Origin of the sequence: Streptomyces sp. NPDC012825, assembly GCF_042900925.1 — a bacterium.
Classification (GTDB): Bacteria; Actinomycetota; Actinomycetes; order Streptomycetales; family Streptomycetaceae; genus Streptomyces.
The window spans coordinates 289982-314594 of record NZ_JBIBBZ010000003.1; the positions used below are offsets into that span (position 1 = coordinate 289982).

The following is a 24613-nucleotide window of genomic DNA, read 5'->3' on the forward strand; positions in this document are numbered from 1 at the left end:
CGGCGTGTACCCAAGGCGCACCCGACACGCATCCGGCGTGCACCCAAGGCGCATCCCGCGTGCACCCGCGTGCTTCCGGGAGAGGGGCCGCAGGGACTACTGCGCCGGGTTGCCCGTCGAGACCTGGAGCGTGAACTCCGCGTCCTGGGCGGTGATGTCCGTGCCGACCGGCGGGTACTGCTCCAGGACCGTGCCCTCGCCGTACGTCACCTCGTCCACCGGGGTCTGGACCTTGATCTTCCACCCGGCGGCCTGGACGCAGTCCTTCACCGACTGGATGTTCCGGTACTTGAAGTTGGGCACCTCGAACTTGTCGGGGTCGTCCCCCGACTCCCTCGGCTGGGTGCACTTCTCCACGTCGATGGTCTTGCTCAGGTCGGGGCCCTTGTGGCCCGGCACCGCCGACTGGCTCTGCCGGGTGTCCGTGCCGCCGGTGGCCCCCGCCTGCGGGTCCTTGTCGTCGCCCTTGTCGAGCGCGAGCCCCACGATCAGGCCGCCGATCGCGAGCACGGCGACCGCGATCGCGCCCACGAGCACCGGGGTGTTCCGCCGGGAGCCGCCGCCCGCCGCGGCGGGCGCGTGCACCTGGGCGTACGGGGCGGGCGCGGCGGTCTGGTGGGCGTACGGCGCGGGCGTCGGGGCCTGCTGCGGGTAGCCGTACGACGGGGCGGGCGCGGGGGTCGCGGGGCCGTAGGGTCCCGGCTGCGGCGCCACGTACGGCTGCTGCACGCCGTGCGGACCGGAGTGCGGGCCGGAGTGCGGACCGGGCGGCGGGGTCTGGCCGACCGGCGGGAAGACCGCCGAGCCGACGCCCGCGCCGCTGCTGACCGGGCCGCCCGCGACGATCACGGGGGCGCCGGTCCGCCCGGCCGCCAGGACCCGCAGGCACTCGTCGCGCATGGCCGCCGCGCTCGGGAACCGCTCGTTCGGGTTCTTCCGCAGCGCGCGGGCGACGAGCGCGTCCATCGCGGGCGTCACCGAGCGGTTGACGGAGGACGGGGCGACCGGCTCCTCCTGCACGTGCGCGTACGCGATGGCGAGCGGGGAGTCGGCGTCGAAGGGGAGCCGGCCCGTCAGGAGCTGGAAGAGCATGATGCCGACCGAGTAGAGGTCGGAGCGGGCGTCCACCGCGCGGCCGAGGGCCTGCTCGGGGGAGAGGTACTGCGGGGTGCCGACGACCATGCCGGTCTGCGTCATCGAGGTGACCCCCGACTGCATGGCCCGCGCGATGCCGAAGTCCATGACCTTGACCACGCCGCGCCGGGTCGTCATCACGTTGCCCGGCTTGATGTCGCGGTGGACCAGGCCCATCTCGTGGCTGACCTCGAGCGCGGCGAGCACGTCGGCCGTGACCTTCAGCGCCTTGTCGGCCGGCATCGCGCCGTACTGCCGCACGTCCGCCGCGAGGACCGAGCCGAGCGGCTCCCCCTCCACGTACTCCATGACGATGTACGGCATGACGGCGCCGTCGAGGGTGTCCTCGCCGGTGTCGAAGACCGAGACGATGTTGGTGTGGGACAGCTTCGCGACGGCCTGCGCCTCGCGCCGGAACCGCTCGCGGAAGGACTGCTCCCGGCCGAGCTCCGTGTGGAGGGTCTTGATGGCGACCTGCCGGTCGAGGGCGGTGTCGTACGCCAGGTACACCGACGCCATGCCGCCCTCGCCGAGAAGGTCGCGCAGCTGGTACCGGCCGCCCGCGACCGAACCGCCCGCATAGCGGCCCTGTGCGCCGTCCTGGCTCATCCGTGCTTCCCCCTACGCGCGCGTGGCGGCGTCGTTCCGATTTTCCCGGCCAAGTCTGCCCCAGGGCGGTGACACGTCAAGCCGGGCGCCCGTTACGTGACCCTCCGCACAGGAAGCGTTTCCGAACCGGTGCGGGAATGCGTCGAATTTGCACAGGTGTACGTGAACGGGATTGGATGGCCGGTCCATCTCGGACCGTGATGTCGCACGGAGCCTGTAGCGTGACGACTGGACACGGTACGACAGACGACGGCGAGGACTGATGGCACCCGAATCCGGAGCAGGTGGCGGTGTGCCGGACGCGTCCGCCGAATCCTGGGGCGTCGGCGGAGTCGTCGGCGACGGACGCTACCGCCTGACGCACCGTCTGGGACGCGGCGGCATGGCCGAGGTGTTCGCGGCGGAGGACGTACGGCTCGGCCGCACCGTGGCCGTCAAGCTGCTGCGCGCCGACCTCGCCGAGGACCCGGTCTCCAAGGCCCGCTTCACGCGCGAGGCGCAGTCCGTCGCCGGCCTCAACCACCACGCGATCGTCGCCGTGTACGACTCCGGCGAGGACCTGGTGGGCGGCCGGCCCGTGCCGTACATCGTGATGGAGATCGTCGAGGGCCGCACCATCCGTGACCTGCTGCTGAGCGCCGAGGCGCCCGGTCCCGAGCAGGCCCTCGTCATCGTCTCCGGGGTCCTGGAGGCGCTGGCCTATTCGCACCAGCACGGCATCGTGCACCGCGACATCAAGCCGGCCAACGTGATCATCACCCACGCCGGCGCGGTGAAGGTCATGGACTTCGGCATCGCCCGCGCCCTGCACGGCGCGCAGTCGACGATGACCCAGACCGGCATGGTCATGGGCACGCCGCAGTACCTCTCCCCCGAGCAGGCGCTCGGCAAGGCCGTCGACCACCGCTCCGACCTGTACGCGACGGGCTGCCTCCTCTACGAACTCCTCGCGCTGCGGCCCCCCTTCACCGGCGAGACCCCGCTGTCCGTCGTGTACCAGCACGTCCAGGACGCGCCGGTCCCGCCGTCCGACGTGACGGGGTCCGTGCCGCCGGAGCTGGACGGCCTGGTGATGCGCTCGCTCGCGAAGGAGCCGGACGACCGGTTCCAGAGCGCCGAGGAGATGCGCGGGCTCATCCAGTACGCCCTCCAGATGCTCCAGCAGCAGGGCGGCTACACCGGCACGTGGAACACCGGCCCGATCGAGGCGCACGAGGGCGGGCGGACCCCGGCCGGCGGCGTCGCCGCGACGGCCGCGATGGGTCACCCGACGCACGGGGAGACCGCGCAGGGCCCGATCATCCCGCCGATGAACCCCGACGACGGCGGTTACGACGGCGGTACGGGCGGCAGCGGGGGCTACGGCCGGGGCGGCGCGTACGGGTCGCAGGGTGCCGGCGGCGGTCGGGGCAGGATGTGGCTGTTCGCCGCGCTCGCCGTGGTCGCGGTGGTCGCCGGGGTCGCGTTCGCCCTCAGCAAGGCGGGCGGGAACGGCGGCGGCGGCACGGACAACAACAAGACGCCGACCATCACCACCTCACCGTCGGTGACGCCCTCGGAGAAGCCCACGCCCTCGCCGGAGCCCACCCAGGAGCAGACGGAGGACCCGGGCACGTCCACCGGCGGCTCGACGCAGGACCCGTCGTGGACCCGGCAGCCGACGCGGCAGCCGCAGTGGCCCACGGGGGGCACGCCGACCACCGAGACGCCGGTCGAGCCGACCACCACGCCGCCGGTCGAGCCCACGGACCCGCCCACGGAGCCCACCGACCCGACGACCGGTCCCACGACCCCGCCGGCCACCGAGCCGACCGGCGAACCCACCGGGGGCGGCGACGCCGGCGGCGGCAGCACCGGCGAACCGGGCACCGATCCGACGGCCACCGGCGAGGCGGGCTGACGGTCCCGGCCCGACCGGGGCCGGCTCCATCGGGGCCGGTCCCGCCAGGGCCGGTCCCGGCGGGCGAGGCCCGATCGCGTCGGCCGCGGGCCGGTCGCCCCGGCCGCCGGCCGGGCGCTCACCCCGCGAAGGCCTCCCGCACCGCCTCGTACTCGCGGGTCCACCAGACCGCCAGGGCCGACACCGCGGGGAACTGCGCGTCGGCCCTCCGGTCGTGCAGCTGGTAGCGCCAGCGCAGGGTCCAGAAGTCGTTGAGCCGCTCCCACCACACCCGGTGCGCCGCCGCCGCCAGCTCGGCGCCGTCGGCGCCCGCCGCCCGCCGGTACGCGCGCGCGTAGGCCCGCACCTTCCCCAGGGGCAGCTCGCCCTCCGGCCGTACGAAGAAGATCGCGGCCGCCCTGACCGCCTCCTCGGCCCTCGGGCGGAACCCGAGCCGGTCCCAGTCGACGATCGCGGCGGGCTCCGCGCCCCGGTAGAGCAGGTTCAGCGGGTGGAAGTCGCCGTGCACCCAGCCGGCGGCCGAGGCGGCGGGCGGTCGGTGGTGGGCGTGCCGGGCGAGCAGCGTCCGGCGCTCCCTGAGCCGGTGCTCGGCGAGCGCGTCGAAGCTGTCGCGGGGGCGGTGCGCGCGGACGAGGCGGATCAGCTCGTCGATGGCCCGGAAGGTGTCCTGGGGGTCCGCGCTCGCGCACGCGTCCGCGTCCGTCCCGCCGGGCACCCCGCCGGGCCCGGCGGCCCCGGGGGCGCCCATGACCCGGTCGAGCGCCGTGTGGACCTGTCCGAGGAGGGTGCCGAGACGGCGGCAGCCGCCGGTGGAGAGCTGGCCGCCGTCCCGGTGCCGGCCCTCGACCCAGGGGTGCAGGGCGTAGCAGTGGCCGCCGACGACGGCGACCGTGCGGCCCCGGGCGTCGGCGAGCGGCGGGGCGACGGGCAGTCCGAGGGCGTGCAGGCGCTGGGTGGCGCGGTGCTGGCGGGCGACGGTGGCCCGGTCGGCGGTGGCGGCGTCCAGGTGCTGCTTGAGGAAGTAGGTGCCACGGGTGGTCGTGAGGCGGAAACCGCGGTTGAGCAGCCCCTCGGTGACCGGCACGCAGGACAACGGCTCCCCGGCGTGACGGTGCCGGCGCAGCAGCACGTCGACGGGCGGGGCGCCGAGGGTGCGGACGGACGGGCCACCGCCGGCACGGGCGGTTGGGCCACCGCCGCTGCGGGTGGGCGGGCCATCACCGACATGGGCGGACGAGCCCCCACCGACGCGGGCGAACGGGGCCCCACCGACGCGGGCGGGCAGGCCCCCACCGGATCGCGCGGGCAGGGCGCCGGACCGTGCTCCGCCCGGCCGGGGCGGTGGGCCGGTCGGTCGGGTGGGCGGTGGTGGCGGTGCGCCGGTCGGCGGGGAGAGGGTTTCAGATGAGCGCGGCACCCGCCAGATGTTAGATCACGCTGCGTGGTGGAGGTGTCGCCCTGCGGGACGGGCCGCGGGCCGGGTTCCGGTGGCCCCGCCCGCGTAGTCGAGCGCGTGGACCGTCACGAACCGCGGTGCGATCCGCAGGTGGACCGGGGCGAAGGGCTCGCCGTCCACCAGCTCCGGCCCGGTGCCGAAGGCCGCGAGTTCCTCTACGGTCGGCTCCACGACCCGCGCGGTGCCGCTGAACTGCACGGACCAGACGCGCTCGGACCCCGAGCCGAAGTTGTCCGCCCCGTACGCGACGACGCTGCCGTCACAGGCCTCGTGGTGGGCGAGGCCCTCGTGCATCCGGAGCAGCACCCGGCCGCCGGCCACGACGTGGCGGGCCGGGGCGACCAAGGGCATCGCCCGCACGCTCGTCGCCAGCCGGCCGTACGACACACGGCGGAGCAGCTCGATGGCGCGGATCTCGTCGGGGGACATGACGTCCACCCTCCGTCACCGCCGCGGGCCCGGAAAGGGCCCCCGGCCCCCTCGCGGGGGGACGTAGGTCCCGAAGCGGACCCGGCCGGGCCGGTCAGCGCCGCTCGGCCTGCATCCGCGCCACGTACGCCGCGGCCTGCGAGCGCCGCTCCATGCCCAGCTTCGACAGCAGGCTGGAGACGTAGTTCTTGATGGTCTTCTCCGCGAGGTGGAGCCGCTCGCCGATGGCCCGGTTGGTCAGACCCTCGCCGATCAGGTCCAGGATCCTGCGCTCCTGCTCCGTCAGATGGGCGAGCCGGTCGTCACCCCTGGGAGCGTTTCCGTCGCGCAGCCGCTCCAGGACCCGGGCGGTCGCCACCGGGTCGAGCAGCGACTTGCCGGCCGCCACGTCCCGCACCGCGTTCAGGAGTTCGTTCCCCCGGATGGCCTTGAGGACGTATCCCGACGCCCCGGCCATGATCGCGTCGAAGAGGGCCTCGTCGTCCGCGTACGAGGTCAGCATCAGGCACTTGACGTCCTCGTCCCGGGAGCGGACCTCCCGGCACACCTCCACCCCGCTGCCGTCCGGGAGCCGGACGTCGAGCACCGCGACGTCCGGGCGGGTCGCGGGGATCCTGACCAGCGCGTCCGCCGCCGTACCGGCCTCGCCGACGACCTCGATGTCGCCCTCCACGGAGAGCAGCTCGTGGACGCCGCGCCGGACCACTTCGTGGTCGTCCAGCAGAAATACCCGGATTTTTCCTTCTTCGCGCACGCCGTCAGTCTCACATATTGGCTCTTCCCGCGCCCGGGGTGCGCGGGATAACGTGCGCCTTGTTCCGGCGGCCCTCCAAGCCGTTGCCGACGCGCTGACCAGCCGCTGTTCCCGCTTTTCTCGATTTACTTGGAAATCCAAGCAAAATCGCAGGTCAAGAGGGGTTTCGCGGTAATGCCGCGCTGTGGGTAACGTGCCTATGACAGGGCGCTCGCCGGGGCACTTGTCACGCCCGACCCCGGCCGCGTCGCACCCACCCCGTGCGAAGGGTACGGATAAGGCGGAGAGCCGCACTGGCCTCACCGGCGAACCCGGGGGCCGGACCGACGGAGGAGCACGCACGTGACCGTGGAGAGCACTGCCGCGCGCAAGACGACGCGACGCAGCAGCGGCACCAAGCGCACCGCAAGCGCGAGCCCGAGCACCACCAAGAAGACGAGCACGCGCGCCGCGGCGGGAGCGACGGAGCCCGAGCTCGTCCAACTCCTGACGCCCGAAGGGGAGCGCGTCCAGCACCCCGACTACGACATCGACCTGAGCGCCGAGGAGCTGCGCGGCCTCTACCGCGACATGGTCCTCACCCGTCGCTTCGACTCCGAGGCCACCTCCCTGCAGCGCCAGGGCGAGCTGGGCCTGTGGGCCTCGCTCCTCGGGCAGGAGGCCGCCCAGATCGGCTCGGGCCGTGCGCTGCGGGACGACGACTACGTCTTCCCGACCTACCGCGAGCACGGCGTCGCCTGGTGCCGGGGCGTCGACCCGACGAACCTCCTGGGCATGTTCCGCGGCGTGAACAACGGCGGCTGGGACCCCAACACCAACAACTTCCACCTGTACACGATCGTCCTCGGCTCGCAGACCCTGCACGCCACCGGCTACGCCATGGGCGTCGCCAAGGACGGCGCGGACTCCGCCGTCCTCGCGTACTTCGGCGACGGCGCCTCCAGCCAGGGCGACGTCAACGAGGCGTTCGTCTTCTCCGCGGTCTACAACGCCCCGGTCGTGTTCTTCTGCCAGAACAACCAGTGGGCCATCTCCGAGCCCATCGAGAAGCAGACCCGCGTCCCGCTCTACCAGCGCGCCCGCGGCTTCGGCTTCCCCGGCGTCCGCGTCGACGGCAACGACGTCCTGGCCTGTCTCGCGGTCACCCGCTCCGCCCTGGAGCGCGCCCGCCGCGGCGAGGGCCCGACGCTCATCGAGGCGTTCACCTACCGGATGGCCGCCCACACCACCTCCGACGACCCGACCCGCTACCGCCGCGACGCGGAGCGCGAGGAGTGGGAGGCCAAGGACCCGATCCTGCGCCTCCGGGCGTACCTGGAGAACGAGGGCCACGCCGACGCGGCCTTCTTCGAGGAGCTGGAGGCGGAGAGCGAGACCCTCGGCAAGCACGTCCGCGAGGTCGTCCGCGCCATGCCCGTACCGGAGCACACGGCGATGTTCGACAACGTGTACGCGGACGGGCACGCGCTCGTCGACGAGGAGCGCGCGCAGTTCGCCGCCTACCAGGCGTCCTTCGCGGACGGAGAGGCCGAGTAATCATGGCTGTTCAGAAGCTTCCCCTCGCGAAGGCGCTCAACGAGTCGCTCCGCACGGCCCTGGAGACCGACCCCAAGGTCATCGTCATGGGCCTGGACGTCGGCAAGCTCGGCGGCGTCTTCCGGATCACCGACGGCCTCCAGAAGGACTTCGGCGAGGACCGGGTCGTCGACACCCCGCTCGCCGAGTCCGGCATCGTCGGCACCGCCATCGGCCTCGCCCTGCGCGGCTACCGGCCGGTCGTGGAGATCCAGTTCGACGGCTTCGTCTTCCCGGCGTACGACCAGATCGTCACGCAGCTCGCGAAGATGCGGGCCCGCTCGCTCGGCGCGGTGAAGGTGCCGGTCGTCATCCGCATCCCGTACGGCGGCGGCATCGGCGCCGTCGAGCACCACTCCGAGTCCCCCGAGTCGCTCTTCGCGCACGTCGCGGGCCTCAAGGTCGTCACCCCCGCCACCCCCTCCGACGCCTACTGGATGCTCCAGCAGGCGATCCAGAGCGACGACCCGGTCATCTTCTTCGAGCCCAAGCGCCGCTACTGGGACAAGGGCGAGGTCGACACCGAGGCCATCCCCGGCGAGCTGCACAGGGCCCAGGTCGCCCGCGAGGGCACGGACCTCACCCTGGTGGCCTACGGCCCGATGGTGAAGACCTGTCTGGAGGCGGCCGCGGCCGCCGCCGAGGAGGGGAAGTCGGTCGAGGTCGTGGACCTGCGCTCGATCTCCCCGATCGACTTCGACACCCTCCAGGCCTCGGTCGAGAAGACCCGCCGCCTGGTCGTCGTCCACGAGGCCCCGGTCTTCTTCGGCTCCGGCGCGGAGATCGCCGCCCGGATCACCGAGCGCTGCTTCTACCACCTGGAGGCCCCCGTCCTGCGGGTCGGCGGCTACCACGCGCCGTACCCGCCGGCGCGCCTGGAGGAGGAGTACCTGCCGGGTCTCGACCGCGTGCTCGACGCCGTCGACCGCTCGCTGGCGTACTGAGGAGAGCACCGTGACGATCCGCGAATTCAAGATGCCCGACGTGGGCGAGGGCCTCACCGAGGCCGAGATCCTCAAGTGGTACGTCCAGCCGGGTGACACCGTCACCGACGGGCAGGTCGTGTGCGAGGTCGAGACGGCCAAGGCGGCCGTCGAGCTGCCGATCCCGTTCGACGGCACGGTCCACGAGCTGTGCTTCCCCGAGGGGACGACGGTCGACGTCGGCCAGGTCATCATCTCGGTGGACGTCGGCGGCGGCGCGCCCCCCGCCCCGGCCGCCCCGGTGACCGAGTCCGTGGCGGCCCAGGCCGTACCGGCGACCGCCCCGGCGGAGACGGAGGCCGAGGAGGACGAGCCGCAGGGCCGCCAGCCGGTCCTCGTCGGCTACGGCGTGGCCGCCGGCTCCACCAAGCGCCGCGCCCGCAAGGCGTCGGGCGACGCGGCCCCGGCCGCCCCCGCACAGCAGGCGTCCGTCGCCGTCTCCGTACCCGGACAGCTCAACGGGCACGCGGCGGGGGCCGGCCGGCCGCTGGCCAAGCCGCCGGTCCGCAAGCTCGCCAAGGACCTCGGCGTCGACCTGGCGACGGTCGTCCCGACCGGCCCGGACGGCGTCATCACCCGTGAGGACGTCCACGCGGCCGCCGCTCCGGCGCCCGCACCGGCCGTCGAGGCCCCGGTTCCGGCCCCGGTCCAGTCCCCGGCGCCCGCCGCGCCCGCCGCGGAGACCTCCGTGGCGTCGTCCGGCGCCCGGGAGACCCGTATCCCCATCAAGGGCGTACGGAAGGCCACGGCGGCGGCGATGGTCGGTTCGGCCTTCACCGCCCCGCACGTCACCGAGTTCGTGACCTTCGACATCACGCGCACGATGAAGCTGGTCGAGGAACTCAAGACCGACAAGGACATGGCGGGCCTGCGGGTCAACCCGCTGCTCCTCATCGCCAAGGCGGTCCTGGTCGCGGTCCGGCGCAACCCGGAGATCAACGCGTCCTGGGACGAGGCGGCACAGGAGATCGTCCTCAAGCACTACGTGAACCTGGGCATCGCCGCGGCCACCCCGCGCGGTCTGATCGTGCCGAACGTCAAGGACGCGCACGCCCAGACCCTGCCCGAGCTCTCGAAGTCGCTGAGCGAGCTGGTCGCCACGGCCCGCGAGGGCAAGACCACCCCGGCGGCGATGCAGGGCGGCACCTTCACCATCACCAACGTCGGCGTCTTCGGCGTCGACACCGGTACGCCCATCCTCAACCCCGGCGAGTCCGCGATCCTCGCGGTCGGCGCGATCAAGCTCCAGCCGTGGGTCCACAAGGGCAAGGTGAAGCCGCGTCAGGTCACCACGCTGGCCCTCTCCTTCGACCACCGCCTGGTCGACGGCGAGCTGGGCTCCAGGTTCCTGGCGGACGTCGCCGCGATCCTGGAGCAGCCGAAGCGGTTGATCACCTGGGCGTGATGCCCGACGCGATCGGCTGAGCGTCGTGCCCGGCATGCGTGGTTTCACGTGAAACCGGCGAAAAAGTAGCCGACAGGGCCCCGTCCGCATCATGGACGGGGCCCTGCGCGGCATCCATGTTGTATCTATGCTGTACGCATGCCTTCAGCACCCCCAGCAGCCGACCGCGTCTACATGCACGTCAAGCAGGCCGTACTCGACCGGCGCTACGAAGGGGGCACCCTCCTGACCGAGGGTGAACTCGCCACGGCCGTGGGGGTGTCGCGGACCCCCGTCCGCGAGGCGCTGCTCAAGCTGGAGATGGAAGGGCTCCTCAAGCTCTACCCGAAGAAGGGCGCCCTCGTCCTCGCCGTCTCCGCCCAGGAGATCGCCGACGTCGTCGAGACCCGGCTCCTCGTCGAGGAGTTCGCCGTCCGCCGGGCCGTGCCCGCTCCCGCCGCCCTGATCGCCCGCCTCGAAGAGCTCCTGGAGGAGCAGAAGCGGCGGGCCGGGGCCGGGGACCTCGCGGAGGTCGCCGTCACCGACCGCTGCTTCCACGCCGAGATCGTCCAGCACGCCGGCAACCAGATCCTCGCCCGGCTCTACGACCAGCTCCGCGACCGCCAACTGCGCATGGGCGTCGCCGTGATGCAGTCCCAGCCCGACCGCGTCGCCAAGAACATCACCGAGCACGCCGAGATCCTCGACCGCATCAAGGCCGGCGACGCCGAGGGTGCCGCGCACTGCGTCCGCCAGCACCTCAGCTGGGTCAAGGTCCTGGTCCGGGGTGAGGACCGGTGAGCGACCGCAACGGATACGGCTCCGCCGTCACCCTCCCCGGAGACCCGCCCGGCGGCCGCCGCGCCGCCCTCGTCTGGGGCGTCGGCGTCGCCGTCTACTTCGTCGCCGTCATCTTCCGCACCTCGCTCGGCGTCGCCGGCCTCGACGCCGCCGACCGCTTCGACGTCAACGCCTCCGCGCTCTCCACCTTCTCCATCCTCCAGCTGCTCGTCTACGCCGGCATGCAGATACCCGTCGGCCTCATGGTCGACCGGCTCGGCACCAAGAAGGTCCTGGTCCTCGGCGTCGTCCTCTTCACCGCCGGCCAGCTCGGCTTCGCGCTCTCCCCGTCGTACGGCACGGCGCTCGCCTCCCGCGCGCTCCTCGGCTGCGGCGACGCCATGACCTTCATCAGCGTCCTGCGCCTCGGCAGCCGCTGGTTCCCCGCCCGGCGCGGCCCCCTCATCGGTCAGGTCGCCGCCCTCTTCGGCATGGCCGGGAACCTGGTCTCCACCGTCGTCATCGCCCGCGCCCTGCACGGCCTCGGCTGGACGGCCACCTTCGTCGGCAGCTCCTTCGCCGGCGTCCTCGTCCTCGTCCTGCTGCTGCTCTTCCTCAAGGACCACCCCGAGGGGTACGAACCCCGGCCCTCCCCGCACGCCGGCGCCGCCTACGTCCGCCGCCAGATCGCCGAGTCCTGGCGCGAGCCCGGCACCCGGCTCGGCATGTGGGTGCACTTCACCACCCAGTTCCCGGCCATGGTCTTCCTGCTCCTGTGGGGACTGCCGTTCCTCGTCGAGGCACAGGGCCTGTCGCGGTCCACCGCCGGGACGCTGCTCACCCTGGTCGTGCTCTCGAACATGGGCGTCGGCCTCGCGTACGGGCAGATCATCGCCCGCCACCACGCGGCCCGGGCCCCGCTCGCCCTCGGCACGGTCGCGGCCACCGCCCTGCTGTGGGGCGCCACCCTCGCGTACCCCGGCGACCACGCCCCGATGTGGCTGCTCGTCACGCTCTGCCTGGTCCTCGGTGCCTGCGGGCCGGCCTCGATGATCGGTTTCGACTTCGCCCGTCCGGCGAACCCGCCGGAGCGTCAGGGCACCGCCTCGGGCATCGTCAACATGGGTGGTTTCGTCGCCTCGATGACGACGCTGCTCGCCGTCGGCGTGCTGCTCGACGCGACCGGCGACGACTACCGGATCGCGTTCTCCTCGGTCTTCGTGCTCGAAGCCCTGGGCCTCGCGCAGATCCTGCGCCTCAAGGCCCGCACCCACCGCAGGGAACGGGAACGGCTCGTCGCCAGCCGCGTGGAGGCCGTGCACGTACCGGTGTAGCGGATGGCCCACGCGTACAGCGCGTTTCCCCCGTACGGCGGGTGGCTAGCGGGGCGTCACCGCGAAGTTGTCGAGGATCGCCCGTGCCAGCCGCTCGTCGCCCTCCACCTTGATCCGGTCGGCCGCGTCGGCCGCCCGGACCCGGCCGCAGGCGAGGCGCACGTACGTCTCCCAGTCCGTCGCGAGCGTCACCGCCGGGCCGAGCGAGGGCGCGCCGTCGATCGAACCGCGCCCCTCCGCGTCCACCCGCACCGTCCGCAGGAACTCCACCGGACCGGTCACGTCCAGCACCACCGCCGAGGAGGCCGGCGCGCCCGCGTCCTTGGCCACCACCTTCGGCAGCGCCTCCAGGAGCACGTCCCGGGCCACGAGCGCCCCGGGCGAATCCAGGTTCCCCGGCACCCCGAGCGCCGTCCGCAGGTCCTGCTCGTGCACCCACACGTCGAAGGCCCGCTCCCGGTAGGCCGCTTCCAGGGTCTGCTCGGCGCCCAGCGGGGCGCGGATCAGACGGTCGGGGGAGCGGTTCTCGTTGCGCAGCTGACGGGCCCGGCGGATCAGGACGTACTCCAGCTCCGACGTCATCTCCGGCGCCGTGTGGTGGCGCCGCACATCGACCTGGACCTCCATGTAGCGCGCGAAGTCACTGCGCACGTGGTACAGATCGCGCGGCAGCGAGTGGATCGGCCGGGGGTCGCCCAGCATCTCCGTCTCCATGCCGATGACGTGGGACACGACGTCCCGCACCGACCAGCCGGGGCACGGGGTCCGCCGGTTCCACTCGCCCTCCACGAGCGGCTGCACCAGCTCGGCTATCGCCTCGACGGAGTGCGTCCAGGCGTCGGCGTGGTTCTGGAGGCTGGGATGGACGGTCACGGGACCCCTCGGCGGTTCTTCGGTGCGCGGGCTGAAAACACGACTGGGTGGGAGGCTCGGACGCTAAGTTACGCTGCCCGAAGGCACCCCGGCAGTGCTTTCGTGTGACGATCGTAGGCCGGTGTTGACGGCTCGAATGCCAGGACGGTGGTAGTGTGCGCGCCTCGCTGATCCAGATCGCGGTAGACCCGGACGAACCGGTCGACGCCCGTCGCGCCCGCGCGGCCCGCCTCGTAAGGGCGGAATCCGGCCACGCCGACCTCGTCGTCCTCCCCGAACTGTGGACCGTCGGCGCCTTCGCGTCCGACCTCTTCGCGGCCGGGTCCGAGCCGCTGAACGGACCCACGCACCGGGCGATGGCCGAGGCCGCCCGGGACGCCGGGGTCTGGCTGCACGCCGGCTCGTTCGTCGAGGCGGAGGCCGGCGCCCTCTACAACACCTCGCTCGTCCTCTCCCCCGACGGCGAACTCGCCGCCTCCTACCGCAAGATCCACCGCTTCGGCTTCGACGAGGGCGAGGCGGTGCTCATGGCCGCCGGGGAGGACCTGGTCACCGTCGACCTGCCGCACCTCACCGTCGGCGTCGGCACCTGCTACGACCTGCGCTTCCCCGAACTCTTCCGCGGCCTGGTCGACGCGGGCGCCCAGGCCTTCGTCGTCCCGGCCGGCTGGCCCGCCCGCCGCCGCGCCCACTGGACCCTCCTGGCACGGGCCCGCGCGGTCGAGAACCAGGCGTACGTGCTCGCCTGCGGCACCGCCGGCACCCACGCGGGCGTCGAGCAGGCCGGCCACTCCATCGTCGTCGACCCCTGGGGCGAGGTCCTCGCGGAGGCGGGCCCCGGCGAGGAGGTCCTGCGCGTCGCGCTCGACCCCGGCCGGGTCGCCACGACCCGCGAGGAGTTCCCGGCCCTGAAGGACCGGGTCCTGGGCGTGGCGACACCGAAGCGGCGGTAGGGTCTCAGCTCTCCCGCTCCGCCATCCGGATCACGCACACCGCCACCGCCACCATGAGGGAGGCGTCGGCGTCCTCGCGGACCACGTTCACCGCGTACGTGTCGCGGACGTGGAACCACTGCCGGGAGACGTGGACCAGGAGCTCGCCCTCGTACTCGACGGTGAACTCCCGGTCCAGGACGCGGCCGCTGACGTCCAGCTCCGTGCCCTCGACCAGGGTCACCCGGTAGTGGTTGCGCAGCAGCGAGAGCCGTTTGCGGCGGACGGTCGCCAGCGGTTCCCCGTCCCGCTCGATCGTCATCGCGTCCCGCAGGCTGAGCATCTTCTGCCGCAGGGTGATCAGGACCCGTCCCTCGGGGTCCTTCAGCTCCAGGGTGTCGCGCAGCCGCATGGCCTTGCCGTCGACGAGGAAGGCGTGGCGCCCGTACTCGTCCTCGATCCAGTAGTCGTCGCCGATCGCGAAGATCTTGTCCCGTACGAGATATTTCACCCTGTCGATCCTGCCCTTCCGGAAGCGGTTCTCACCCGAAGTAGCGGGTGAACGGGTCCGGGGTCGCGCCGAGCATCTCCCCGAACGGCGAGTCGAGCTGATGGATCAGCAGCACCGTGAAGGCGATGAACCCGGACAGGCCCATCACCATCACCACGTGGGTGGTGCTCCGCTTGATCCCGAAGAGGAACATGAACGCGAGCGTCAGCATGCCGCCGATCAGCAGCCCCGTCCACAGCACGGGCGAGAGCCGCTCCTGCGCCGCCGCCTCCCGGCCGCGCCGCGCGTCGTCGACGTAACCGAGCTGGGCCAGCACCTCCTGGGCCGCGATCTGCTCGGACACCCGGTCGGACCGGGTCACCTCGCCCGCCCGCCGCAACTGGTCGAGCAGCGTCCAGCCCGAGGGGTCGAGCGGCTCGCGGCCGGCCATCGCGGGCCACTCGACGTCCACGACGTGGCTCGCGTACGTGCGGGCCGCGTTCCGCACCGGCTGCCGCTGTGCGAGGGGGAGCGCGTCCGCGAGGAGGTACGTCTGGTGCAGGGCGCTCGCCTCGGCCTGGACGTGGTCGGAGGCGGCCGCGCGCGTCTCCCAGACGGAGACCAGGCAGAGGCCGAGGACGACGGCGTAGAGGACCGACACCATCATGGCGATGTACTCGGCCACGTCCTCGCGCGGCTCCTCGTCCTCCCCGACCGGGAAGAGCCTGGTCTTGGCGAAGACGGAGAGGGCGGCGACGAGCGCGACCCCGAGGACGACGACGAGGGTTTCGAGCAGGGCCACGGTCACGACCTCCGGCTGCCGAGGAGCGCGGCGGCGACGGCCGCCGGGATCAGGAGCATCAGCAACATCGTCGCCACCCCGAACTCCCGCGCCTCCCGGGCCCGCCGCCGCACCCGCCCGAGGAACCCCTCACCGTCGAGCCCGACGGCACGCCGGAGATCGGGAGGGGAGACGGGGGTCGGAACCGGCGGTACGGCTCCGGGGGGCGGCGGTACGACTCCGGGGGGTACGGCTCCGGGGGCGACGCCGGCACCGGGAACGGCGGGGGGCGCGGGGAGCCCGGTCGTCCCCGCACCGGCGAGGGCGCCGGGGGCCCCGGGAGCCCCAAGCGCTCCTGGAGCCCCAAGCGCTCCGGGTACCGCACCGCTCCCCGCCCCGGCCGCCTGCAAGGCTCCGGCTGCCCCAGACGCCCCGGAGGACCCGCCTGCCCCAGACGCCCCGGAGGACCCGCCCGCCCCAGAGGCCCTGGAGGACCCGCCCGCCCCAGACGCCCTGGAGGACCCGCCCGCCCCAGACGCACCACTCACCCCAGCTGCCCCCGGCACTCCACCCGCCCCCGAAGTCCCACTCGCCCCGGCCCCGGCTCCCACCCCGCGGGAACCCGAAGAACTCCCCGTACTCCCCGCGGCACCCCCGCTCCCGCTCCCGCTTCCCGCCCCGGCCCCGGCGCCCGCTCCGGCCCCCGCCCCTCCCCCCACCACGAAGGCGGCCGAGGCCCCCGCCGTGATCACCGGTGCCGAGACCCGTTCGCCCCCCGCTCCGAGCGTGGTCGCCCGGTCGCTCCCGGAGGCGCGGCCGGTGCTCCGGTAGGTCCCCGGGGCGAGCCGTACCGTGGCCGTGCAGAGGGCGGAGGTGCCCACGGCGAGGACGGGCACGGTCCCGCCCTGCCCCCCGCAGTCGGGAGCGCCGGGCGCGAGCGCGAGGCCGGGGTCCTCGACCCGCACGGCCTGGAGGGGGAGGTTCCCCCGGTTGGTGACGGTGTAGGTCACGGTGACGGACGCCCCGCCCGCATCCGAGCCCGAGCCCGTACCCGCACCCGCACCCGCACCCGAGCCCGAGCCCGTACCCACACCCACACCCACACCCACACCCGCACCCGCACCCGCACCCGATCCCGGCATGGCGACCACCACCTCCTCCGTGAGCTGGAGGGCCCCGGCGACCCCTGCGTACCCGGAGCGGGCGGTCGCGGTGAGCCGTGTGTGCAGGGAGGGGACGTCGCCCTCGGCCCGTACGGGATGCACGTGCCTGCCCGCCACCGCCCGGAACCGGGCCACGCACTCCACCTCCTCGGCCGCGGGGAGCGGCGACCCCGGGCACCGCACGGACCCGGCGGGGGCGCCGGGGTCGAGGACCCGGACCCGGTGCAGGTCCGCCTCGCTCAGGTTGAGGAGCCGGTACCGCTTCACGACCCACCCTCCGACCCGTACCTCCGGCGGCCGGAGGTGGTTGTCGGCCCGGCCGTTCACGGTCACGGTCAGCCGCAGGTTCCCGTCCCCGACCCCGCCGGCCCACCCCGCGCCCTCGGCGAGGAGCGCCCCGGGCAGGGCGAGCAGGACCACCACGAGCAACCCGCCGATCACCCGACGGCAGGAATAGTCCGATGATCTGACCACGTGCTCCATGCCCGTCATGCTGACCGGCCCCCACCCCGGAACCCGCCCCCGGACACGCCCTCCGCCCCCGCCCGACCCCCACTTTCCACCCGTACGGCACCCTTGGACCCATGAACGCTGCCGCGCCCACCCCCGCGCCCCGACGTGCCCGTGTCCGCGCCCCCGAGCTGATCGGCAAGGGCGGCTGGCTGAACACCGGCGGAGAAGAACTGACCCTCGCCGACCTGCGGGGAAAGATCGTCCTTCTCGATTTCTGGACCTTCTGCTGCGTGAACTGCCTGCACGTCCTCGACGAGCTGCGCGACCTGGAGGAGAAGCACCGCGACACCCTGGTGATCGTCGGGGTGCACTCGCCGAAGTTCGTGCACGAGGCCGAGCACCAAGCCGTGGTGGACGCCGTCGAGCGGTACGAGGTGCACCACCCCGTACTGGACGACCCGGAGCTCGCGACCTGGAAGCAGTACGCCGTGCGGGCCTGGCCGACGCTCGTCGTGATCGACCCCGAGGGGTACGTCGTCGCCCAGCACGCCGGTGAGGGCCACGCCAACGCGATCCGCACCCTCGTGGAGGAGCTGGAGGCCGAGCACGGGGCCAAGGGGACGCTGCGGCGCGGCGACGGGCCGTACGTGGCGCCCGAGCCCGTCGCCACCGACCTGCGCTTCCCCGGCAAGGCGATCACGCTCCCGTCCGGGAACTTCCTGGTCTCCGACACCACCCGGCACCAGCTGGTCGAGCTGGCGGCGGACGGCGAGACCGTCGTGCGCCGCGTCGGCGAGGGCGTCTTCCGCGAGCCGCAGGGCCTCGTGCGGCTCCCCGACGGCAGGGTCGTCGTCGCCGACACCGTGCACCACGCCCTGCGCGCGTACGACCCGGAGAGCGGCGCGATCGAGCTGCTCGCGGGCACCGGGAAGCAGTGGTGGCAGGGGTCCCCGACCTCCGGCCCCGCCCTGGAGGTCGACCTCTCCTCGCCGTGGGACGTGGCCTGGTGGCGGGGGAAGGTGTGGATCGCCATGGCCGGCGTCCACCAGCTGTGGACGTACGACCCGGAGACGAAGACCGTGGAGGTCGCGGCCGGGACCACCAACGAGGGGCTCGTCGACGGGCCCGCCGCCGAGGCCTGGTTCGCGCAGCCCTCCGGGCTCGCGGCGGTCGGCGACCGGCTGTGGATCGCGGACTCCGAGACCAGCGCCCTGCGCTGGATCGACGCGGACGGGATCGTGCGCACCGCCGTCGGCACCGGGCTCTTCGACTTCGGGCACCGCGACGGCGACGCCGGCCAGGCGCTGTTCCAGCACCCGCTGGGCGTGACCGCCCTGCCCGACGGCTCGGTCGCCGTCAGCGACACGTACAACCACGCCCTGCGCCGCTACGACCCCGCCACCGGCGAGGTCACCACCCTCGCCACCGACCTGCGCGAGCCGAGCGACGCGGTCCTGGTGGACGGGGACATCGTGGTCGTCGAGTCCGCCCGGCACCGGCTGACCCGGCTGCGGCTGCCCGAGGAGGCCGTCCGGGTCGAGGCGGTCGCCCACCGCACCCGGCGCGAGGCCACCGAGGTCGCCCCCGGCCGCCTCCGCCTCGACGTCGTCTTCCGGGCCCCGACCGGGCAGAAGCTGGACGAGCGCTACGGCCCCTCGACCCGGCTCCTGGTCTCCTCGACCCCGCCGGAGCTGCTGCTCGGCGGCGGGGGCACGGGCACGGACCTCTTCCGCGAGCTGGACCTGAACCCGGAGATCACGGAAGGCGTGCTGCACGTGTCCGCGATGGCGGCCTCCTGCGACGACGACCCGGCCAACGAGTACCCGGCCTGCCACGTCCACCAGCAGGACTGGGGCGTCCCGGTGAAGGTCGCGGACGCGGGCGTCTCCCGGCTGCCGCTGATCCTCGCGGGCATGGACGAGCACGCCTGATCAGCGAAGGAGCCCCTGGTTCCTGGACGGGCGCCCCGCGGCCCCGTCCAGGCAGCCCGCCACCCAGGCGGCCGGGTCGTGGACGGCCCGGCCGCCGCCCATGCCGTCCCGCTCCATCCGCGCGCACTCCCCGGCGAGCAGCGCCTTCGTCCGCGATCCGTCCACGTCGTACCCGCGGATCCGGGAGGCCAGGACGAAACCGCCCTCGTACGCGATGTCGGTGCCCCACGGCGGCCGGTCGTTGTATGAGCCGATGAGCAGCCCCGTCCCGGTCAGGACGAGGAGCACGGCGACGGCGACGGACGGGACGAACTTCCGCGGCGGCGGACCCTCATGACGGTGCATGGGGACGAGCCTGCCGGGCGGGACCTTTCGCGGATGTTTCGCGAGCCGCCCCGTCCGGCCCCGCCCGTACCCGGGGGCTCAGCCCTCCAGGAACGCCACCAGCGCGTTCGCGAGGAGGAACGGGTCCTCCGCGCCGCACAGTTCGCGGGCGCTGTGCATGGAGAGGATCGCGACGCCGATGTCCACGGTGGTGATGCCGTGACGGGCGGCCGTGATCGGGCCGATCGTGGTGCCGCAGGGCATGTCGTTGTTGGAGACGAAGGACTGCCAGGGCACGCCCGCCTTCTCGCAGGCGGCGGCGAAGACGGCCCGGCCGCTGCCGTCGGTGGCGTAGCGCTGGTTGACGTTCACCTTGAGGATCGGGCCGCCGTTGACGCGCGGGTGGTGCGTCGGGTCGTGCCGCTCCGCGTAGTTGGGGTGGACCGCGTGACCGGTGTCGGAGGAGAGGCAGACGGTGCCGGCGAAGGCGCGCGCCCGGTCCTCGTAGGAGCCGCCCCGGGCGTAGACCGAGCGCTCCAGGACGTTGCCGAGCAGGGGGCCCTGGGCGCCGGTGTCGGCCTCGGAGCCGTTCTCCTCGTGGTCGAAGGCGGCGAGGACCGGGATGTACGGCAGGTCGTCGCGGCCGGCGAGGGAGGCGAGCGCGGCGGTGGCGGCGTGCACGGAGAGCAGGTTGTCCATGCGCGGCCCGGCGAGCAGTTCGCGGTCGCGGCCCAGGTAGGCGGGGGCCTCGACGGCGTGGACCATGAGGTCCCAGCCGGACACGTCCTCGGCGTCGATCCCGGCCTCGGCGGCGACGAAGGAGATCAGGTCGCCCTCGTGGACGTCGCCGATGCCCCAGACGGGCTGCATGTGGCGCTGGCGGTCGAGCTTGAGGCCGTCGTTGGCCTGCCGGTCGAGGTGGATGGCGAGCTGCGGGACGCGCAGCAGCGGCCGGTCCACGTTCACCAGGCGGTGGCCGCCGTCGCGGAGGGTGAGGCGGCCCGCGAGGCCGAGGTCGCGGTCGAGCCAGGTGTTGAGGAGGGTGCCGCCGTAGATCTCGACGGCGACCTGCCGCCAGCCCTGGGAGCCCATGTCGGGGCGCGGCTTCACGCGCAGGTTGGGGGAGTCGGTGTGGGCGCCGACGATCCGGTACGGGGTGTGGGCGGCGGCGCCCTCCGGCACGTACCAGGCGATGATCGCGCCGCCGCGGACCACGTACTTCCCGCCACTGGCCGCGTCCCAGGCCGCGGTCTCCTCGACCCGCCGGAAGCCGGCCTTCTCCAGTCGCCCGGCCGCGTTCGCGACCGCGTGGTACGGCGAGGGGGAGGCCGAGAGGAAGGACATCAGGTCGTCGGTGTGCCCGCGGTCGAAGGGGCCCGCGGCGGTACGGGAGGCTGCGCTGCTCATGGGGTTCACCTTACGCAGAGGGGCCGGTGGGGAGGCCGGGGTGCCCGGGAAGGCGGAACGGCCCGCCCCCCTCCCCGGGGACGAGCCGTTCCTGGTATGGACGAGAGGTGTTCCCGGCCGCTGCGGACAGCGGTCCTAGAACGCGGCCTCGTCCAGGTCCATCAGCGAGCCCTCGACGGACTCGGCGAGCGCGCGCTCGGTGGAGACGCCCGGCAGGACGTTGGCGGCGAAGAACTTCGCGGCCGCGATCTTGCCTTGGTAGAAGGCGACGTCCTTGCCGGAGGCGCCGGCGGCCAGCTTCTCGGCGGCGACGGTCGCGCCCTTCAGGAGCAGGTAGCCGACGACGACGTCGCCGGAGGCGAGCAGCAGGCGGGTGGTGTTCAGGCCGACCTTGTAGATGTTCTTCACGTCCTCGCCGGTGGCGGTGAGGTCGGTGATCATCGTGCCGACGATGGCTTCCAGGTCGACGGCCGCCTTGGCGAGCGCGTCGCGGGCGCCGGCCAGCTCCTCACCGCCGGTGCCGACCGCGAGGAACTTCTTGATCTCCTCGGAGAGCGTGTTCAGGGCCGCGCCCTGGTCGCGCACGATCTTCCGGAAGAAGAAGTCCTGGCCCTGGATGGCCGTGGTGCCCTCGTAGAGGGTGTCGATCTTGGCGTCCCGGATGTACTGCTCGATCGGGTACTCCTGGAGGAAGCCGGAGCCGCCGAAGGTCTGGAGCGACTGCGCGAGCTGCTCGTAGCCCTTCTCGGAGCCGTAGCCCTTCACGATCGGGAGCAGCAGGTCGTTGAGGCCGTGCAGCGCCTTGGCGTCCTCGCCGGCCGCCTCCTTGACCGCGATCTCGTCCTGCACGGAGGCCGTGTAGAGGACGAGGGAGCGCATGCCCTCGGCGTACGCCTTCTGCGTCATCAGCGAGCGGCGGACGTCGGGGTGGTGCGTGATGGTGACCTTGGGGGCGGCCTTGTCCATGAAGTTGGCCAGGTCGGTGCCCTGGACGCGCTCCTTGGCGTACTCCAGGGCGTTGAGGTAGCCCGTGGAGAGGGTGGAGATCGCCTTCGTGCCGACCATCATGCGGGCGAACTCGATGATGAGGAACATCTGGCGGATGCCGTCGTGCTTGTCGCCGATCAGCCAGCCCTTGGCGGGGTGCTTGTCGCCGAAGGTCATCTCGCACGTGTTGGAGGCCTTGAGGCCCATCTTGTGCTCGACGTTGGTGGCGTACACGCCGTTGCGGGCGCCCAGCTCGCCGGTCTCCCAGTCGAACTCGTACTTGGGGACGAGGAAGAGGCTCAGGCCCTTGGTGCCGGGGCCGGCGCCCTCGGGGCGGGCGAGGACGTAGTGGAGGATGTTCTCCTCCATGTCGTGCTCGCCGGAGGTGATGAAGCGCTTGACGCCCTCGATGTGCCAGGAGCCGTCCTCCTGCTGGACGGCCTTGGTGCGGCCGGCGCCGACGTCCGAGCCCGCGTCGGGCTCGGTGAGGACCATGGTGGAGCCCCAGCGCTTCTCGACGGCGATCCGCGCGACCTTCTTCTGCGCCTCGTTGCCCTCGTTGTGGAGGATGCCGGCGAAGGCCGGGCCGGAGGAGTACATCCAGACGGCCGGGTTCGAGCCGAGCAGCAGCTCCGCGTAGGCCCAGATCAGGGAGCGCGGGGAGACGGTGCCGCCGATCTCCTCCGGGATGCCCAGGCGCCAGTACTCGGACTCCATGAAGGCGTCGTACGACTTCTTGAAGGAGGCGGGGACCGGCGCGGTGTTGGTCTCCGGGTCGAAGACCGGCGGGTTGCGGTCGGCGTCGGCGAAGGACTCCGCGAGCTCGTTCTCGGCGAGGCGGCGGATCTCGTCGAGGATGCTCTTGGCGGTCTCGACGTCCATCTCCTCGAACGGACCGGTGCCGTACACCTTGTCGCGGCCGAGGACCTCGAAGAGGTTGAACTCGATGTCGCGGAGATTCGACTTGTAGTGCCCCATGGCGACGGCTCCGTAAGGCTCGGGGAGGGAGGTTCCTCGTACACGTACCAGTGAGTAGCAAAACGCTCTCCACGATGATGCTACCCGTGGGTAATAAGGGCAACCCCTGGCGGGCATCTGTGACGAGACTCGCCTTCCTCCCGAGCCCCGTGCGCCCCGCGCACCCCGGGTGCCGCACGTCCCCGGACGTACCGGCGGGTAAGGGGCGCGGGCCCCCGGCGGCCCCCCGCCGCTCGATAGGCTGGGCCCATGTACGGATACGGCCAGCACACGGACGGCAGTGCCGCCCAGCAGCAGTACATCCCGCCCCAGCAGGGCGGGATGCAGGCCGGCATGCCGGGGGGCGTGCAGGGCGGTTACGGACAGCAGGCCCCGCTCTACCCGGAGCCCTCGCCGCCCTCCCTCGCGGACGCCGTGCGCGCCTTCACCACCGGCACGCTGGCCGCCGAGGACTTCCAGCAGATCTTCTCGACCTCCAAGGTCTACTGTCCGCGCGGCGACAACCCCGGCTTCCTGGCCCTGCACAACACCCAGCAGCCGGTCATCCCCATGTTCACCTCGCTCAAGGAGCTGCGGCGGTACGCGGGCAAGGAGTCGAAGTACTTCGTGATCACCGGCGCCGAGGTGATCGACCTGCTGCCGACCGGCTACGGCTTCGTCCTCGACATGGAGGGAGACCACCGCATGGTCTTCGACGCGAAGGCCGTGGAGCAGATGGTCGACTTCGCGATGCGGCGGATGTACGGCTGACGCGCGGCCGGCGTACGGACCGGCGCGCGGGACAGGCCCCGCGACCGGGCGCCCGGGGGGAATTCCTCCCGGGCGTTCCGCGTTCCGGGTGGCAGAAAGTTCAGCGTTCAACTAAAGTGGACGTGCAAGGTCGCCCAAGGAGGTCCCACCATGCCCGCCGTGACTGTCGAGAACCCGCTCACCCTGCCGCGCGTCGCCGCCCCCGCCGACGCCCCGGCCCGCCCCGTGCTCGCCGTGACCACGGCCCCCTCCGGCTTCGAGGGAGAGGGCTTCCCGGTCCGCCGGGCGTTCGCGGGGATCAACCACCAGTACCTCGACCCGTTCATCATGATGGACCAGATGGGTGAGGTGGAGTACGCGCCCGGAGAGCCCAAGGGCACGCCCTGGCACCCCCACCGCGGCTTCGAGACCGTCACCTACATCATCGACGGCACCTTCGACCACCAGGACTCCCAGGGCGGTGGCGGCACCATCACCAACGGCGACACCCAGTGGATGACCGCCGGCGCCGGCCTCCTGCACATCGAGGCCCCGCCGGAGTCCCTCGTCGTCAGCGGCGGCCTCTTCCACGGCCTCCAGCTGTGGGTGAACCTGCCGGCCGCCGACAAGATGATGGCCCCCCGCTACCAGGACATCCGCGGCGGCCAGGTCCAGCTGCTCACCTCCCCCGACGGCGGCGCGCTGCTCCGCGTCATCGCGGGCGAGCTGGACGGCCACGAGGGCCCCGGCATCACCCACACCCCGATCACGATGATCCACGCCACCCTGCGCCCCGGCGCCGAGATCAGCCTCCCCTGGCGGGAGGACTTCAACGGCCTCGCGTACGTGCTCGCGGGCCGCGGCACCGTCGGCGCCGAGCGGCGGCCGGTCCACACCGGCCAGACCGCCGTCTTCGGCAAGGGAGGCGCCCTGACCGTCCGCGCCGACGAGAAGCAGGACGGCAACACCCCGGACCTGGAGGTCGTCCTCCTCGGCGGGCGCCCGATCCGCGAGCCGATGGCCCACTACGGCCCGTTCGTCATGAACACCCAGGCCGAACTGCGCCAGGCCTTCGAGGACTTCCAGGCGGGCCGCCTCGGCACGATCCCGGCGGTCCACGGGATGGGCGGGTAGGGGGTACGGAGGTACGGGGCCGGGGCGCGCGCCCCGGTTCCGTGCGGTGTGCCGGCGCTCCGGCTCCGTGAACCGTGCCGGCGACTCGGTTCC

At 72.9% G+C, this 24613-nt stretch carries 20 protein-coding genes; 10 read left to right on the top strand and 10 right to left on the bottom strand.

Annotated features, from left to right (window positions below; all coding sequences use genetic code 11):
* Positions 1 to 96 precede the first annotated feature (96 nt).
* Complete coding sequence (locus ACFY7E_RS09915; RefSeq protein WP_389482705.1) at positions 97 to 1743, bottom strand: protein kinase; 1647 nt, start codon at positions 1741 to 1743, stop codon at positions 97 to 99.
* Positions 1744 to 2005: 262 nt separating this feature from the next.
* Between ACFY7E_RS09915 and ACFY7E_RS09920 the strand changes: the two genes are divergently transcribed.
* Complete coding sequence (locus ACFY7E_RS09920; protein WP_389482707.1) at positions 2006 to 3643, top strand: protein kinase; 1638 nt, start codon at positions 2006 to 2008, stop codon at positions 3641 to 3643.
* Positions 3644 to 3761: 118 nt separating this feature from the next.
* Here ACFY7E_RS09920 and ACFY7E_RS09925 read toward each other — a convergent pair whose 3' ends face one another.
* From ACFY7E_RS09925 to ACFY7E_RS09935, 3 genes are all read right to left on the bottom strand, one after another.
* Positions 3762 to 4769 (bottom strand): phosphotransferase, encoded by a 1008-nt coding sequence (locus ACFY7E_RS09925; protein ID WP_389483350.1) that lies wholly within the window; start codon positions 4767 to 4769, stop codon positions 3762 to 3764.
* Between the two features lie 306 nt (positions 4770 to 5075).
* Positions 5076 to 5528, bottom strand: a complete 453-nt coding sequence (locus ACFY7E_RS09930; RefSeq protein WP_389482709.1) for a pyridoxamine 5'-phosphate oxidase family protein — start codon at positions 5526 to 5528, stop codon at positions 5076 to 5078.
* 94 nt (positions 5529 to 5622) lie between these two features.
* Complete coding sequence (locus ACFY7E_RS09935; RefSeq protein ID WP_383442886.1) at positions 5623 to 6282, bottom strand: response regulator; 660 nt, start codon at positions 6280 to 6282, stop codon at positions 5623 to 5625.
* A 342-nt stretch (positions 6283 to 6624) separates the two neighbouring features.
* On the opposite strand from ACFY7E_RS09935, the gene pdhA reads away from it, so the two are divergent.
* The 5 genes from pdhA (at position 6625) to ACFY7E_RS09960 (ending at position 12338) form a co-directional block, all read left to right on the top strand.
* A complete protein-coding gene (pdhA, locus tag ACFY7E_RS09940; protein ID WP_389482711.1) occupies positions 6625 to 7818 on the top strand; it encodes a pyruvate dehydrogenase (acetyl-transferring) E1 component subunit alpha in 1194 nt (397 codons plus the stop codon).
* Positions 7819 to 7820: 2 nt separating this feature from the next.
* Complete coding sequence (locus tag ACFY7E_RS09945) at positions 7821 to 8801, top strand: alpha-ketoacid dehydrogenase subunit beta (RefSeq protein WP_389482713.1); 981 nt, start codon at positions 7821 to 7823, stop codon at positions 8799 to 8801.
* A gap of 31 nt (positions 8802 to 8832) precedes the next feature.
* Entirely contained in the window at positions 8833 to 10245 is a 1413-nt protein-coding gene (locus ACFY7E_RS09950) for a dihydrolipoamide acetyltransferase family protein (protein WP_389483352.1), read from the top strand.
* 138 nt (positions 10246 to 10383) lie between these two features.
* A complete protein-coding gene (locus ACFY7E_RS09955; protein ID WP_383442877.1) occupies positions 10384 to 11025 on the top strand; it encodes a GntR family transcriptional regulator in 642 nt (213 codons plus the stop codon).
* Positions 11022 to 12338 carry a nitrate/nitrite transporter gene (locus tag ACFY7E_RS09960; protein WP_389482716.1) on the top strand — a complete coding sequence of 439 codons (1317 nt, stop codon included), beginning with the start codon at positions 11022 to 11024 and terminating at the stop codon, positions 12336 to 12338. The genes ACFY7E_RS09955 and ACFY7E_RS09960 overlap by 4 nt, the downstream gene beginning before the upstream one ends.
* Before the next feature lie 45 nt (positions 12339 to 12383).
* Here the strand turns inward: ACFY7E_RS09960 and ACFY7E_RS09965 are convergent, their stop codons facing one another.
* Complete coding sequence (locus tag ACFY7E_RS09965; RefSeq protein ID WP_389482719.1) at positions 12384 to 13211, bottom strand: maleylpyruvate isomerase family mycothiol-dependent enzyme; 828 nt, start codon at positions 13209 to 13211, stop codon at positions 12384 to 12386.
* Between the two features lie 155 nt (positions 13212 to 13366).
* On the opposite strand from ACFY7E_RS09965, the gene ACFY7E_RS09970 reads away from it, so the two are divergent.
* Complete coding sequence (locus ACFY7E_RS09970; RefSeq protein ID WP_389482722.1) at positions 13367 to 14164, top strand: carbon-nitrogen family hydrolase; 798 nt, start codon at positions 13367 to 13369, stop codon at positions 14162 to 14164.
* Positions 14165 to 14168: 4 nt separating this feature from the next.
* Here ACFY7E_RS09970 and ACFY7E_RS09975 read toward each other — a convergent pair whose 3' ends face one another.
* Complete coding sequence (locus ACFY7E_RS09975) at positions 14169 to 14654, bottom strand: LURP-one-related/scramblase family protein (RefSeq protein ID WP_383442865.1); 486 nt, start codon at positions 14652 to 14654, stop codon at positions 14169 to 14171.
* 31 nt (positions 14655 to 14685) lie between these two features.
* Positions 14686 to 15435 carry a hypothetical protein gene (locus tag ACFY7E_RS09980; protein ID WP_389482725.1) on the bottom strand — a complete coding sequence of 250 codons (750 nt, stop codon included), beginning with the start codon at positions 15433 to 15435 and terminating at the stop codon, positions 14686 to 14688.
* Positions 15436 to 17161: 1726 nt separating this feature from the next.
* On the opposite strand from ACFY7E_RS09980, the gene ACFY7E_RS09985 reads away from it, so the two are divergent.
* Positions 17162 to 18961 (top strand): NHL domain-containing thioredoxin family protein, encoded by a 1800-nt coding sequence (locus ACFY7E_RS09985; RefSeq protein ID WP_389482727.1) that lies wholly within the window; start codon positions 17162 to 17164, stop codon positions 18959 to 18961.
* On the opposite strand, the gene ACFY7E_RS09990 is transcribed toward ACFY7E_RS09985, so the two are convergent.
* The 3 genes from ACFY7E_RS09990 to ACFY7E_RS10000 form a co-directional block, all read right to left on the bottom strand.
* Positions 18962 to 19306 carry a hypothetical protein gene (locus ACFY7E_RS09990; protein WP_389482730.1) on the bottom strand — a complete coding sequence of 115 codons (345 nt, stop codon included), beginning with the start codon at positions 19304 to 19306 and terminating at the stop codon, positions 18962 to 18964.
* Positions 19307 to 19384: 78 nt separating this feature from the next.
* A complete protein-coding gene (locus ACFY7E_RS09995; RefSeq protein WP_389482733.1) occupies positions 19385 to 20692 on the bottom strand; it encodes a M18 family aminopeptidase in 1308 nt (435 codons plus the stop codon).
* 135 nt (positions 20693 to 20827) lie between these two features.
* Positions 20828 to 22657, bottom strand: a complete 1830-nt coding sequence (locus ACFY7E_RS10000) for an acyl-CoA dehydrogenase (protein ID WP_389482736.1) — start codon at positions 22655 to 22657, stop codon at positions 20828 to 20830.
* A 249-nt stretch (positions 22658 to 22906) separates the two neighbouring features.
* Here ACFY7E_RS10000 and ACFY7E_RS10005 point away from each other — a divergent pair, with 249 nt between their 5' ends.
* On the top strand, positions 22907 to 23407 hold the full coding sequence (locus tag ACFY7E_RS10005; protein WP_383439528.1) for an SseB family protein: 501 nt from the start codon (positions 22907 to 22909) through the stop codon (positions 23405 to 23407).
* A gap of 150 nt (positions 23408 to 23557) precedes the next feature.
* Complete coding sequence (locus ACFY7E_RS10010; protein WP_389482739.1) at positions 23558 to 24520, top strand: pirin family protein; 963 nt, start codon at positions 23558 to 23560, stop codon at positions 24518 to 24520.
* The last annotated feature ends 93 nt before the right edge of the window (positions 24521 to 24613 follow it).

Coding starts and splice junctions, on each gene's coding strand:
- ACFY7E_RS10005 (WP_383439528.1), top strand. CDS start 22,907: ATGTACGGATACGGCCAGCACACGGACGGCAGTGCCGCCCAGCAGCAG.
- ACFY7E_RS09920 (WP_389482707.1), top strand. CDS start 2,006: ATGGCACCCGAATCCGGAGCAGGTGGCGGTGTGCCGGACGCGTCCGCC.
- ACFY7E_RS10000 (WP_389482736.1), bottom strand. CDS start 22,657: ATGGGGCACTACAAGTCGAATCTCCGCGACATCGAGTTCAACCTCTTC.
- ACFY7E_RS09915 (WP_389482705.1), bottom strand. CDS start 1,743: ATGAGCCAGGACGGCGCACAGGGCCGCTATGCGGGCGGTTCGGTCGCG.
- ACFY7E_RS09945 (WP_389482713.1), top strand. CDS start 7,821: ATGGCTGTTCAGAAGCTTCCCCTCGCGAAGGCGCTCAACGAGTCGCTC.
- ACFY7E_RS09995 (WP_389482733.1), bottom strand. CDS start 20,692: ATGAGCAGCGCAGCCTCCCGTACCGCCGCGGGCCCCTTCGACCGCGGG.
- ACFY7E_RS09930 (WP_389482709.1), bottom strand. CDS start 5,528: ATGTCCCCCGACGAGATCCGCGCCATCGAGCTGCTCCGCCGTGTGTCG.
- ACFY7E_RS09955 (WP_383442877.1), top strand. CDS start 10,384: ATGCCTTCAGCACCCCCAGCAGCCGACCGCGTCTACATGCACGTCAAG.
- ACFY7E_RS10010 (WP_389482739.1), top strand. CDS start 23,558: ATGCCCGCCGTGACTGTCGAGAACCCGCTCACCCTGCCGCGCGTCGCC.
- ACFY7E_RS09990 (WP_389482730.1), bottom strand. CDS start 19,306: ATGCACCGTCATGAGGGTCCGCCGCCGCGGAAGTTCGTCCCGTCCGTC.
- ACFY7E_RS09985 (WP_389482727.1), top strand. CDS start 17,162: ATGAACGCTGCCGCGCCCACCCCCGCGCCCCGACGTGCCCGTGTCCGC.
- ACFY7E_RS09950 (WP_389483352.1), top strand. CDS start 8,833: ATGCCCGACGTGGGCGAGGGCCTCACCGAGGCCGAGATCCTCAAGTGG.